We start from the raw sequence: 12,939 nt of genomic DNA, 5'->3' as shown, positions 1-12,939 counted from the left end.
AGTTGAACAGCCGGCACCAGATCAGGCTTATCAAAGCTGTTCATCTTTGTTCAAGTTGTAAGCACCTGAATAGTAATGAACAGTCAGGAAGAACATATCCGGAAATGTAAAGCGCTTATTGAGCAGAAGCTGGCCTGGGGCAGCAGTGATTACTGGCAGAACCGGGATTTTGAGCAGCTGAGCGAACGCATTTCTGAGGTCACAAACGTATCGCTCAGTACCAGCACCCTGAAACGGATCTGGGGAAAGGTAAATTACACCGGCTCGCCTACTGCAACCACCCTGAACGCCCTGGCGCAGTTTGCCGGCTATCCGGACTGGCAGACATTTGCAGGACAACCGACGGTAGTAATGCCGGCCCCCATACCTGCATCTGCCGTTGAGCAACCACCCCGGAACTTCCTGTCTCGGGTACGCCTTAACTGGCTCCTTGTCACGGCGACGGCTGTAATACTGTTAACAGGCATTCTGGCCTATAACCAGAGAGCCAGCCGGCTTATCTATGGTAAACTTCTGTTTACCAGTAAACCTGTAACACGCGGCCTGCCCAATACGGTCGTTTTTCAATATAATGCTGCCGACTCCAATGCTGATTCGGTTTTTATTCAGCAAAACTGGGACCCTAAGCGCCGGTATAAAGTGGACAAAAACCGGCAGTACTATACCAGCACCTACTATACCCCTGGCTATTTCAGAGCTAAACTGATCCTGAATGACTCCATTGTGAAAGAGCATGATCTCTTTATTGAATCGGATGGCTGGCTGGGCATGATTGATCTCACACCCGTACCGACGTATTTTTCCCGTGACCGGATTCAACAGCACGGTCTTATTGGTGTAACTGAACAGGATTTACTGGCCGAAAAAATTGATTTACAACAGCAGGTACCATGGGTAAGTTTTTATCAGGTAGCCCGGCAACTCGCTGTTCCGGGTAGTCATTTCCTGATGGAGGCCGAACTGCGGAATACCTTTGCGAAGGGACAGGGGGTTTGCCGGCAAACCAAAATTATTCTGCTCGGCAGCCGGGGAGCCCTTTCGATTCCGCTTAGTATCAAGGGCTGCGTCGGTGAATTATCCATGTTTATGGGCGAGCAGTACATTGACGGAAAAACAACGGATCTGTCTGCATTCGGAGTCGATTTCCGGGATTTCGTCAACGTGCGCTGTAAAACTGAGAATCAGAAAATTACTATTCAGCTTAACGATCGGATCGCTTATCAGGGGGAATTCAGTCAGGATATTGGCACCATTGTAGGCGCCCGCATCCGGTTTATGGGGACGGGGGAAATCCGGAAGTTTTCACTGAAAGCATTATAAACAAGGGCGAAACAGCCGTTGACGTCTCCTCCGCCCTGCCATCGACTTACTTCGGTGCCATCCGGATGGCACCATCCAGCCGGATCACTTCACCGTTCAGCATCGGGTTTTCGACAATTGATCTGGCCAGCATGGCGTACTCCTGCGGGCGGCCCAGACGCGACGGGAACGGCACCTGCTGACCCAGCGAGATCCGGGCTTCTTCCGGCAAACCGGCCAGCAACGGCGTTTCAAACAAACCTGGCGCAATGGTCATGACCCGGATACCGCTTTTGGCCAGATCCCGTGCAATCGGCAGGGTCATGCCTACGATACCACCCTTCGAGGCCGAATACGCCGCCTGACCAATCTGCCCGTCATAGGCCGCTACCGAGGCCGTATTGATGATTACCCCCCGTTCGCCTTCGTCGTTGGGCGCGTTTTTTTCCATGGCAAACGCCGCCAGCCGGATCACGTTAAAGCTGCCGATGAGGTTAACTTTAATCGTCCGTTCAAACGCCGCGAGTGAATGGGGGCCATAAACGCCGTCAACCTTCCCGATGGTTTTCCGGGCTTCGGCCACACCTGCGCAGTTAACCGCAATATGAATGCCCCCGAACGTAGTAAGGGCCAGATCGACCGCCGCCTGTACATCAGCTTCGTCGGCCACGTTGGTTCTGGCAAAGCGGGCCCGCTCGCCCAGTTCAGCGGCAAGGGCCGTTCCGCGCGTTTCGTTGAGATCGACAATAACCACATTGGCGCCCTGCTCGTGAAACAAACGAACAGTGGCCTCGCCCAGGCCGGAGGCTCCTCCGGTCACTAAGGCTGTTTTTTCTATGAAGTGCATGCGTAAACGCGTTAGTTTACCGGCAAAAATAGCACAGCATCCGCAACGACAAAGCCCGTATTGCCGTTACAGACCACTTCGACGTAAGGCGTCCTGCCTTTTTCGAACCGGAAGCGGTCTAACCGGATCCAGTCGCCGGAATTAAGTTGCTGATTAACGGCGAGTTCACGTATGGTACGGCCGTTATTTACCCGTACTGTTACGCGGTCAGATTTGTCGGTTTGCAGGCCCGGATCGTCCGGATTGCCGCCACCGCCCAACCGGTTCGGGTTGTAGATATACACATCGTATACACCCGTCAGACCGGCGGCCTCAAAAAACGCCGAGGCGGGTTTAGCCGGATCGCCGGTAAGCATGGAAAAGCCGTATTTTCCCCCTTTCGTCTCCCGTACCCAGTCGCCCCGCAGCACCACCCGACCCGGATCGTCGTTATCGACCAGTACTTCCGGACGGCTGCCATTTACCAGCGGATTGGTCCGGAGCTGCGCCTGTAGTTTAGCCACGTCAATGTCCTGCACGGCCTTGCCGGTGTTAATGGCCATCACCGCCGCCATCGCCGCCGACTGGGCCAGTACCATGAAAACCGGCTCCATCCGGATCGACCCGTAGGCAATGTGGCTGGCCGACAAGCAAACCGGCACCAGCAAGTTCGTTGCCTCGCCCCGCTTCGGAATCAGCGACCGGTAGCTGACCGGATACGGCGGAAAACCACCTACCTGCACATCGCCTTCGTTTTTCACCATTTTCCGGCCATTCGGGCCATCCACTACCAACCGCTGGCAGTTATGAGAATCCATGGTATAGGCCGCCATACCAACCCCGTCGGTGACCGTCTGTTTGCCCTCACAGTTGGCCTGCGTCATCACATAGTCACCTACCATTCGCCGGGCTTCGCGGATGTACAGCTGGTGCGAAAAGTGGTTATTGTCGGTATACTCGTCTTTCGGGTAGCCCCACTGCTGCATTTCTTCGCGCAGGTGCTTCGGCATGCGCGGGTCGTGGGCGATGAAGTACAAAAGTCCTTTGGTATAGTCCTCGTGTTCCTGAATAATCTGTTTCCGCTGGTTATAATCCGCATCCGGATAGGCATTGTTTGCCCCAATCATATCCGTCGAAAAACCACCGCAGTTATTGATGTCGGTTTTATGGTTGGGCATCGGCACGAAGTGCATCAGGTTCCAGGTCAGCTCCTTCGGTTCTTTCGCGGCGATCTGCCGCAGCAATAATTCGTAGCGCGTCGAATCATACCGGTCGGGGCGGCTGAGTGGTATACGGTTGGCCGGTACGTTGGTCAGGCAAAGGCGGTAGTTATAGGCCTGCACGTTCCGGTCTCCGGCCCCGTTCGGACTGAGCGTTGCCGTGCTGATGCCCCACAACAGCCCGCTCTCCGGCTTTCCGGCAATCCGGTAGGGGTCGATGCCATCCGGAAACTGGTGCTTGTCCATGTACTGCACCCCGTTGTAGGTTTCGTTATACTGGCTGTTTGCTTCCCGCCCGACCGTGTAGGATACCCCGGCTTTGGCCATCAGGTCACCTTCGTAGGAACAGTCAATAAACTGTTTAGCCCGCACGGTCCGGTTGGTCGGCTGATCGGGAAACTCAGCGTTTTCAAGTTCTACTTCGGTAATCGCCGTCCCTTTTTTCCCGACCCGTTTCAGGCGGTAGTTTTTCCAGACCAGTAGTTTAGCTTCCGAAACGTATTGGTTAAAGGTATTTTCAGCCACGTGAGGCTCAAATGTCCACTGCTCAAACCGGCCGTAATGTGCCCCGATCCGCCGGTAAACGTTGCGGGACAGACCGGTAATGGCAAATTTATTGCCGATATCGGTAGCGCCAAGGCCGCCGGATGTCAGTCCCCCAAGATGCCGGCCGGGTTCAATCAGCACCACGGACTTACCTGCTTTTTTGGCCGTATAAGCCGCCATTACCCCCGCCGATGTGCCGCCATACACGCACACATCCACGGTGATTTTATACTGCGCAACGCCCGGAATTGATAGAAGAAGACTGAAGAAAAAAAAGGAGAAAGGTCTGATTTTCATAACGAGTTAGGGCCGGAACAGCCACACGGCGTTCAGAGAATGGCCATGAGTTCTTTCCAGTGCTTGATGTCGTAGGTTGGTTTTTCCTCAACACGGTCACCTTTCGGGTTATAAAAGACGGTATCGAGCCCGATGGTTTTGGCACCCAGAATATCGGCTTCGTAATTATCCCCGATCATAATGCTGTCGGCTACCGACGCCCCGCTGATGGCCAGTGCATACTGAAAAATACGCGGATCGGGCTTTTTAGCCGATGCTTTTTCGTTGGTGATAATGTGGGTAAAATAATGGGTGATTTCGGAGCTGGCCAGCTTTGTGGCCTGAATTTCGTCGAAGCCGTTGGTGATAATGTGCAGCTCATAGCGCCCCTGCAGGTGGTCCAGAATTTCGCGGGCCGACTCGGTCAGGTGCGTTTTACGCGGTAATAACTGCAGATAGGCGTCGTTCAGCTCCACACAGCATGACGTATCATTGACCCCTAATGACTCAAATACCAGCGGAAACCGATGCTGCCGGATATAGGCATGGCTGATCCGGTTGTTGTCAAAATCCGACCATAACTGCTTGTTAATCCGGATAAAATGGTCACTGAAGAGCTCCGATGACGTGATACCCATATTAACCAGTTGATAGGTATGGTAAATTTCCGTGAGCGATTCGGCCGAGTTACGGTCGAAATCCCACAGCGTGTGGTCGAGGTCAAAAAAAAGGTGTTTGTACATGACTGTTAGAGGAACCTGCATCCGGCGTTCCGGCCGGATGCAGGCCTGAACGGTTAAAAATTAAGTTTCAGGCGTTCGACAGGCTGGTCATTCATCAGGTGGCTCTCTACAATCTCAGCCACATCTGAAGGCTGAACATTGCCGTAGTACGTGCCTTCCGGATACACCACCAGCGACGGCCCGAACGCACAGGCATCCAGACAGCCCGCACGCTGTGCCCGGATATCTTTTTGTAAACCGTGTTTGGTTAATTCCTGTTTGAACGTTTCCACCAGTTCGAGCCCCCGCTCAGTACCGCAGCTTTTTTTAGGAGCGTCTTTCTGGTTTGTACAGATAAATACGTGTTTTTTGAATTTCATCAGATGAAGACTTACGTGAATCAGCTACAAAGTTTACAAAACTTTGCCAATCTTCGGGCCTAAACCTGCACAGTATCTTTGGTGAGGGGCAAGACAAAGAAGAACGTGGTGCCTTCGCCGATTTCGGAATACACTTCCAGCCGGCCTTTCATGGCTTCCGTACGGGCCTGAATATTCCGGAGGCCCATACCAATCATCTGCATGTGGTTATTGTGCTGATGCACGACCGATTCCATCCCGCGGCCGTTGTCACGCACGATCATGTTCAGGTCGTCGTTCACCCGCTTAAACTCAATGTGCGCTTCGGTCGCGCGGGAGTGCTTCAGGATGTTATTGGCCAGTTCGAGGCAAATCGAGTAAAGATGAAACTCCGTGTTTTTATTCAGACGGGGTAAATCGTTGGCAGCCAGCGTAAACTGGGTCAGCTGGGTATTATTGAACTTTTGCACCAACCGGCAAAGCGCCCGCCCGAGCCCCTCCTGCTCCAGCTCGTCGGGCTGAAGGTTGTGCGACAGGTTACGGACCTCGGCATAGGCCTCGCGGGTCATCATCACCAGGTTCTGGTAGACCAGTTGCTCCCGCTCCGACAACTTACCCGGATTCAGGGCCGACAGGCTGAGTTTGATGGCTGAGAGCGTCCCACCAAGATTATCATGCAGATCGGCCGCTACCCGCTTACGTTCCAGGGTCTGCCCCCGCAGCAAGGCCTCTTCAATTTCACGGTTTTTGGCCCGCAGCTGCTCATTGGCCAGTTCCAGTTCAATGGTCCGGTCACGGACCTTATCCTCCAGTCCGACGTTCAGGGCGTGAATCTGCTGCCGCTGCCGCCTCACCAGCAGGTTGTTGCGGTAGAGCGTGGCCACAAATCCCAGCAGCATTACCAGCCCGCCGATCAGGAACGTGCGCATCAGCGTTTGCCGCTGAATATCCATGCTCAACGACTCAATCCGCGACTGCTGCGCCACCTGCTTCCGGACGGATACCGACCGAAGTTTCTCCGTTTCAATCTTCCGCTGCAGTTGGGCTTCGCGTGCCTGGGCGGCCAGTTGGCGGCGTTCGGCATCGGCCCTTACCTTCTCAACATCAGCCCGCTGCCGCATTTCCAGCAACTGCTGCCGGTGAATCAGCTGCCGTTTTTCGGCTTCCGCCTGTACTTTCTCTACGTCGTATTTCCGCTGTAGCGCGAGCAGTTCATCTACCCGCTTGCGGTCGTTCAGACTATCCCGTATGGCCACAAACGATTCGTACATAAACAGCGCCTTATCGACTTGTCCCGCCGCCCGGTACGATTTATACAACGCAATACTGGCCATTTGCCGGAGGGGATCGTTCCGTAGTTTCCGGGCGGCCTGAAGTGCCTTTTCTCCGTAGTCAACCGCCAGCTTTGTGTCGCCGGTCATCGAATAGCATTCTGACAACCGGGCCCAGACCGACGCCTGACCGGCCAGATCATTCAGTTTTATCCACGTCTGCAAGGCTTCCTTGTAGTACGGAATCGCTTCGTCAGCAATTTTTCGGTTCAGCATAAAGTCGCCCAGCCGTTCGTTGGCGTAAACGAGATTCAGCTGCGAATTTACCTCACGGGCAATGTCCCGTACCTGCTCAAATTTATGGATGGCTTCCTCGTAGCGTTTCAGGGCCACGAGCGCCTCACCGATTTGCCCTTCGGCCTGTCCCGTGAGCAGCCGCTGGTTCCGGCGCGACAGAATCTTATTCAGCGGGAGCAGCACCAGCGATTCTTCATAGCTTTTAATGGCCTGCCGGTAGTCTTTCAGCAGCAGGTAGATGTCGCCCATGTTCATCCGTACCTGCCACAGGGGTGATGTTTCGGGGCGCAGCGTTACACACAGGCCGGCCGCTTTCTGATTCAGCATTAAGGCGTTTGCGTAGTCTTTTTTAACCGAACGCACATAAAACTCCTCCAGCATCAGCCCCCGGACCATGTACAGATTGTTCCGTCGTTGCCGTGATTCGCTCACCAGCTGACCGGCATAGTAATAGCTGCTGTCCTGTACATTTCCACGCAGTTGCTTAAACACAATAGCCAGAAAACGGAGACCTTCCAGGTGCAGCGTATCATTTCTGAGGGTTCGGGGTAATTTTTTCGTAATTGTGAGATGCTGATGCCCAAGTAGGCGCAGACTGTCCATGTATCCGGCGTCATTCCGCCGGTCAAAGTCTACTTCCGGCAGACGCGTGCGCTGTGCCAGCCCGATACAGGGCAATGCCAGCAAGCTCAGAAACAGAAGTAAACGTTGCATAGAAAAGAGGAGATATTTTCGCTATAATCAGGGCATTACGTTATAAAAATACAAAAAAAGACCGTTACCTAAGTTAACTCAAAACGATCCCGATTATTTTATTTATAATGTTTTTTCACACATCTGTTCACTCGTTTCAGCTACATACGGGCCGTTTCGTCCGGAAAATGTACAATCTTGAGCCAATTACCTTTTTGTATGCATAAACAGGGTCAGATCGTACAAACCGGATGCATTACTGCTATTTTCCGGATTCGTTAGTTACGTGCTTGATTAATTCGCACAACGCATTGTATCTTACGCTTTCCTTAACACCCCGAACTTCATGAGCAACCTGTCGTTTCTGTGCATCGCCACGTATTTTAAGGGACAAGATTTCCTGAAAACCTGCAAAGCACTCGGTAATACGGTCTACCTGCTGACGGTCGAAAAACTGAAAGACAGCCCGTGGCCATTTGAGGCCATCGACGAGGTCTTTTACCTGCCTTCCGAATCCAACAGCAGTGACAATCTTGATAAGATGATTGTGGGCCTCTCGCATGCCATGCGGTCCCGTAAGATCGACCGCGTGGTGGCCCTCGACGATTTTGATGTCGAGAAAGGCGCCCTGATCCGCGAGACGTTCCGGATCGATGGCATGGGGCAAACCACCGCCCGCTATTTCCGCGATAAACTGGCAATGCGCATCCAGGCTGCGGCCGCCGGTATCCGCGTGCCGGTGTTCAGCAGCCTGTTTCACGACGAAAGCATCACCGAATACCTGCGCACGACCGAGGCGCCGTGGCTCATTAAACCGCGTGCAGAAGCCTCCACGACCGGTATTAAAAAAGTACATACCCTCGACGAGGCCTGGACCCACATCCACTCCCTCGGCGACGAACGGCATAATTTCCTGATTGAACAGTTTAAACCGGGGCAGGTGTTTCACGTTGATGCCTTGTCGATGGACGGGCAGTCGGTGTTCACGCGGGTAAGCGGGTATCTGGCAACCCCGATGGAGGTGGCTCACGGCGGCGGCGTGTTCCGCAGCTGCGTAATGCCCTATGACTCACCACTGACCCAGTCGCTGCACATCATGAACAACCAGGTGCTGACAGCCTTCGGGTTACAGTACAGCGCCTCGCATTCTGAATACATCCGCTGCGATCACGACGGTGAGCTTTATTTTCTGGAAACGGCCTCACGTGTGGGCGGTGCTCACATTGCGGAGATGGTTGAGGCATCGTCGGGGATTAATTTGTGGAGTGAATGGGCTAAGCTGGAGACCGCCATGGCGCGGAACGAGCACTACCAGATACCGGTGCAGGAGCGTCATTATTCCGGTCTGATTATTTCGCTTTCGAACCAGCAGTGGCCTGACATGCATCAGTTTGCTGATCCGGAAATCTGGTGGCGGATGAACAAGGAGCACCACGTCGGGCTTATTTTCCGGTCGGAAGACCGCGAGCGCATCCTTTCGTTGCTCGACACGTCCATGAACCGGATTCTCGACGGCCTGCATGCTTCTGCACCCGTTCCGGACAAGCCGACGCATTGACGTTAATTTACTGTAAGCCAGCTTTATTAACAGTATGGAGCTGGCTTACAGCAACATTATATCGTACAACGGAAAATTACCATCCTGTGTCATTACGGTTAGCTCTTCAACCTGTGCCTGTGCAATAATCATACGATCAAACGGATCCCGATGGTGCAGAGGTAGCTGCTGATATGCTAATAGATGAGACGTTTTAATGCGCAATATCTGGAAATCATTCGGTACAATCCGGTCCAGAGGATAGATTAGCGTTAAATTACCGATGTTTGCCTTGACAGCCATTTCCCACAAAGATGCTACACTAAAATACTTTTCAACTCTTGGGCTCTCAAGGAGAGCGCTCCAGGCAAGCGACAAACGCGGATTATCCTCCAGATGCCATAGAAGTATGTGTGTATCAATAAGTAGCCGCATCATTACATATATTCCTTAAAGTCGTCAAGCGGAGCATCAAAGTCCTCCGCGACATACGTTATCAATCCTTTACCAGCCCCTCGCTTGTTGGGTAAATGCGGAACGGAAGCAGGAGAAACAAACGTCTTTTTTGCTTGCTTTGCTTCCAGAAACTCAATAAAAGTCAATACCTCTGCCTGTAGGTCAGCGGGCAACTGACTGGCTTTTTGATCGATTTGCTCAATTATAGACATACCGGCTCCTTTTTCTGTCAAAGATAACAAACGACGGATTAACTTGCCTACCCTCCTCCTGCTGTCACTACAGACCTTGTAATTGCCTTCACACGGTGAAACTCCCGGGGCGCTTTTGCTGTTAATAATCAGAATAACCCCTACACATCGTGACCGAACAAAAGGCAACCGAAAACCGGCCCGAATTAACTGATATCGACTTAACGGGATACGAGCAGATTGAGGTCCTCGGCGCCCGCGAACATAATCTCAAAAACATAGACGTAAGCATCCCCCGCAATAAACTGGTGGTGGTTACGGGCATCAGCGGCAGCGGTAAATCATCGCTGGCGTTCGATACAATTTATGCGGAAGGGCAGCGGCGGTACATGGAAAGCTTCTCGGCTTATGCCCGCTCGTTTATCGGCGACATGGAGCGTCCGGACGTTGACAAAATCAACGGACTGAGCCCGGTCATCTCGATTGAACAAAAAACGACATCGAAAAACCCGCGGTCAACCGTTGGTACGACGACCGAAATCTATGACTTCCTGCGGCTGCTCTATGCCCGGGCGGGTGAGGCATTTTCGTACGTGACCGGCCGCCGCATGGAGCGTCAGTCGCAGGACCAGATCATTAACACGATCGTTACGCAATACACCGGACAGAAGCTGGTTCTGCTCGCTCCCGTTATCAAAGGGCGTAAGGGGCATTACCGCGAGCTGTTCGTGCAGATTGCTAAGGCGGGGTATACCAAAGTGCGGGTCGATGGTGAGATTCAGGACATTGTCCCGAAAATGCAGCTCGACCGCTACAAAATCCACGACATCGAACTGGTCGTTGACCGGATTATTCCGAAAAGCGATCCGGACGATTCCCAGTCGCGGTACCGGCTGAGTCAGTCGGTGCAGACGGCGCTGAAGCAGGGCAAAGGTGCCATGCAGGTCCTGACACCCGACAATACCATCGTTTATTTCTCCCAGAACCTGATGGACCCCGAGTCGGGCGTGAGCTACGACGAACCGTCGCCGAACTCATTCTCGTTTAACTCACCCTATGGCTGGTGCCCGACCTGTCAGGGACTTGGTCATATCGAGGAAATTACGGAGGAATCCATCATTCCCGACCGGTCGCTGAGTATCAGCCGCGGGGCCATTGCGCCGCTGGGCGAATACCGCGAACTGTGGTTTTTCAAGGAAATTGAGGTCATTCTCAAAAAATATAAGCTGAATCTGACAACACCCGTCACTAAGTTTCCCGACGAGGTGCTACAGATCCTGTTCTATGGTACTGACGAAGAAACCACCCCGCCGGCAACGGCTAAGGCAACCGGCCGCGAGCCGGCGCCGGTTAAATTCGAAGGCATTATTAACTTCCTGAAACGGCAGCAGGAAAACGGCTCCGAAAAAATTCTGGACTGGCTCAAGGACTTTATGATGGTCAAGACCTGTCCTGACTGTAACGGTGCCCGGTTGAAAAAGGAAGCCCTGTACTTTAAGATCGCCGATAAGAACATTTCGGAACTGGCGCAGATGGATATTTCGGAGCTGTCGAACTGGATGGTTAATCTGGAAGACCGGCTGTCGGACCGCCAGAACGTGATCGCCAAAGAAGTGCTGAAAGAAATCCGGAAGCGGATCGGTTTTCTGCTCGACATCGGCCTTGATTACCTTACCCTCGACCGGCCGCTAAGAACGCTGTCAGGCGGTGAGGCGCAACGGATTCGTCTGGCTACGCAGATTGGCACCCAGCTGGTTGGCGTACTGTACATCATGGATGAGCCGAGCATTGGACTGCACCAGCGCGATAACGTGAAGCTGATCGAATCGCTGAAAAACCTCCGTGATCTGGGCAACACGGTCCTGGTCGTTGAACACGATAAGGACATGATGCTGGAGTCGGACTACATCCTGGACATCGGGCCGGGAGCAGGCCGTCACGGTGGACAGGTGGTTGGAAAAGGGACGCCGCAGGAGTTTATCCGCAATGGCAGTACCACCGCCGATTACCTGAGCGGCCGTCGGGCCATTGAGGTACCGGAAGAGCGGCGCACCGGTAACGGCAAGTTCCTGATTCTGCGCAACGCCACGGGTCACAACCTTAAAAACGTAACGCTGAAGCTGCCGCTGGGCCGGATGATTTCGATTACGGGCGTATCGGGCAGCGGCAAGTCATCGCTGATTCACGAAACGCTGTTCCCGACGCTGAACAAGCATTTTTACAAGTCAAAGCGCGAGTCGCTGCCCTTTGCCGGCATTGACGGACTGGAGCATCTGGACAAGGTTATCGAAGTGGATCAGTCGCCGATTGGCCGGACACCGCGCTCTAACCCGGCCACATACACGGGTATGTTTTCCGACATCCGGACGTTGTTTTCGGAACTGCCGGAAGCCAAAATCCGGGGCTATAAACCAGGCCGTTTCTCCTTCAATGTGAAGGGGGGCCGGTGCGAAGACTGCGAAGGCGCAGGCATGAAAAAAATCGAAATGGAGTTCCTGCCTGATGTACACGTGGCCTGCGAAACCTGCAAGGGCAAACGCTTTAACCGCGAAACGCTGGAAGTGCGCTTTAAGGGCAAATCCATCGCCGACGTGCTCGACATGACGGTAGAACAGGCGCTGGAGTTCTTCGAAGCCCATCCGAAAATCCTGCGTAAAGTACAGACGCTGAACGACGTGGGGCTTGGTTACATCACGCTTGGCCAGCACGCTACGACGTTGTCGGGCGGAGAAGCCCAGCGGGTGAAACTGGCCGAAGAGCTCTCAAAGCGGGATACGGGTCAGACCCTGTACATTCTGGACGAACCAACGACGGGCCTTCATTTTAAAGACATTTCTCACCTGCTCGACGTCCTGAATAAGCTCGTCAACAAAGGAAATACGGTCCTTGTGATTGAGCACAACCTGGATGTTATTAAAGTTTCCGACCACGTCATTGACCTCGGCCCGGAAGGAGGCAGCAAGGGTGGAAAAATTATCGCCGAGGGAACACCGGAAAAGGTTGCCGCCGTCAAAGGCAGTTATACCGGTAAGTTTCTGGCGCTCGAACTGAAATAATTTTTGTTATTACTTGTTCTGGTTGTTGCTGAGTTGCTGGTCGTTTACTCAGCAATTCAGAACAACCAGCAACAAAATAATGACACAAAGTGGTGGGGCGACCGTGCGGCGTGGCCCCCACCAATAATTAAAAAAAACAACAAACCCCCACCCAAAAACAAAAACCCCAACAAAAAAAAAAAAAAAACAA

General features: G+C 53.1%; 10 protein-coding genes. 3 read left to right on the top strand and 7 right to left on the bottom strand.

The features are described 5' to 3' along the window. Window positions 1-75 precede the first annotated feature (75 nt). The gene (locus AC23NW_RS01430) at window positions 76-1,320 is read left to right on the top strand and encodes a hypothetical protein (protein WP_487447220.1); all 1,245 of its coding nucleotides are present in this window, start codon (window positions 76-78) and stop codon (window positions 1,318-1,320) included. Window positions 1,321-1,366: 46 nt separating this feature from the next. On the opposite strand, the gene AC23NW_RS01425 is transcribed toward AC23NW_RS01430, so the two are convergent. The 5 genes from AC23NW_RS01425 to AC23NW_RS01405 are packed head-to-tail and all read right to left on the bottom strand — an operon-like array spanning window position 1,367 to window position 7,530. After that, window positions 1,367-2,146 carry a 3-hydroxyacyl-CoA dehydrogenase gene (locus AC23NW_RS01425; protein ID WP_487447219.1) on the bottom strand — a complete coding sequence of 260 codons (780 nt, stop codon included), beginning with the start codon at window positions 2,144-2,146 and terminating at the stop codon, window positions 1,367-1,369. 11 nt (window positions 2,147-2,157) lie between these two features. After that, complete coding sequence (locus AC23NW_RS01420) at window positions 2,158-4,188, bottom strand: FAD-dependent oxidoreductase (RefSeq protein ID WP_487447218.1); 2,031 nt, start codon at window positions 4,186-4,188, stop codon at window positions 2,158-2,160. A gap of 32 nt (window positions 4,189-4,220) precedes the next feature. Next, window positions 4,221-4,910, bottom strand: coding sequence for a YjjG family noncanonical pyrimidine nucleotidase (locus AC23NW_RS01415; protein WP_487447217.1), 690 nt, complete (start codon window positions 4,908-4,910; stop codon window positions 4,221-4,223). A gap of 53 nt (window positions 4,911-4,963) precedes the next feature. Continuing rightward, window positions 4,964-5,269 carry a (2Fe-2S) ferredoxin domain-containing protein gene (locus tag AC23NW_RS01410; RefSeq protein WP_293843112.1) on the bottom strand — a complete coding sequence of 102 codons (306 nt, stop codon included), beginning with the start codon at window positions 5,267-5,269 and terminating at the stop codon, window positions 4,964-4,966. Between the two features lie 59 nt (window positions 5,270-5,328). After that, entirely contained in the window at window positions 5,329-7,530 is a 2,202-nt protein-coding gene (locus tag AC23NW_RS01405) for a tetratricopeptide repeat-containing sensor histidine kinase (protein ID WP_487447216.1), read from the bottom strand. 325 nt (window positions 7,531-7,855) lie between these two features. Here AC23NW_RS01405 and AC23NW_RS01400 point away from each other — a divergent pair, with 325 nt between their 5' ends. After that, the gene (locus AC23NW_RS01400) at window positions 7,856-9,067 is read left to right on the top strand and encodes an ATP-grasp domain-containing protein (RefSeq protein WP_487447215.1); all 1,212 of its coding nucleotides are present in this window, start codon (window positions 7,856-7,858) and stop codon (window positions 9,065-9,067) included. Window positions 9,068-9,112: 45 nt separating this feature from the next. On the opposite strand, the gene AC23NW_RS01395 is transcribed toward AC23NW_RS01400, so the two are convergent. Together AC23NW_RS01395 and vapB are read right to left on the bottom strand one after the other, a co-directional pair. Next, window positions 9,113-9,484: a type II toxin-antitoxin system VapC family toxin gene (locus AC23NW_RS01395; RefSeq protein ID WP_487447214.1), complete on the bottom strand. Its 372-nt coding sequence runs from the start codon at window positions 9,482-9,484 to the stop codon at window positions 9,113-9,115. Then, window positions 9,484-9,735 carry a type II toxin-antitoxin system VapB family antitoxin gene (gene vapB, locus AC23NW_RS01390; protein WP_487447213.1) on the bottom strand — a complete coding sequence of 84 codons (252 nt, stop codon included), beginning with the start codon at window positions 9,733-9,735 and terminating at the stop codon, window positions 9,484-9,486. The genes AC23NW_RS01395 and vapB overlap by 1 nt, the downstream gene beginning before the upstream one ends. A 125-nt stretch (window positions 9,736-9,860) precedes the next feature. Here vapB and uvrA point away from each other — a divergent pair, with 125 nt between their 5' ends. Beyond that, entirely contained in the window at window positions 9,861-12,749 is a 2,889-nt protein-coding gene (gene uvrA, locus AC23NW_RS01385; RefSeq protein WP_487447724.1) for an excinuclease ABC subunit UvrA, read from the top strand. Window positions 12,750-12,939: the final 190 nt, after the last annotated feature.

Source organism: Arsenicibacter sp. R0_47 (genome assembly GCF_057652235.1).
The sequence above is the reverse complement of the archived record's forward strand: the minus strand, read 5'-3'. Positions and strand labels throughout refer to the sequence as shown.

Bases quoted from the DNA above. Each gene is read 5' to 3' on its own strand.
- AC23NW_RS01430 (WP_487447220.1), top strand. From the start codon at position 76: ATGAACAGTCAGGAAGAACATATCCGGAAATGTAAAGCGCTTATTGAG.
- AC23NW_RS01425 (WP_487447219.1), bottom strand. From the start codon at position 2,146: ATGCACTTCATAGAAAAAACAGCCTTAGTGACCGGAGGAGCCTCCGGC.
- AC23NW_RS01420 (WP_487447218.1), bottom strand. From the start codon at position 4,188: ATGAAAATCAGACCTTTCTCCTTTTTTTTCTTCAGTCTTCTTCTATCA.
- AC23NW_RS01415 (WP_487447217.1), bottom strand. From the start codon at position 4,910: ATGTACAAACACCTTTTTTTTGACCTCGACCACACGCTGTGGGATTTC.
- AC23NW_RS01410 (WP_293843112.1), bottom strand. From the start codon at position 5,269: ATGAAATTCAAAAAACACGTATTTATCTGTACAAACCAGAAAGACGCT.
- AC23NW_RS01405 (WP_487447216.1), bottom strand. From the start codon at position 7,530: ATGCAACGTTTACTTCTGTTTCTGAGCTTGCTGGCATTGCCCTGTATC.
- AC23NW_RS01400 (WP_487447215.1), top strand. From the start codon at position 7,856: ATGAGCAACCTGTCGTTTCTGTGCATCGCCACGTATTTTAAGGGACAA.
- AC23NW_RS01395 (WP_487447214.1), bottom strand. From the start codon at position 9,484: ATGATGCGGCTACTTATTGATACACACATACTTCTATGGCATCTGGAG.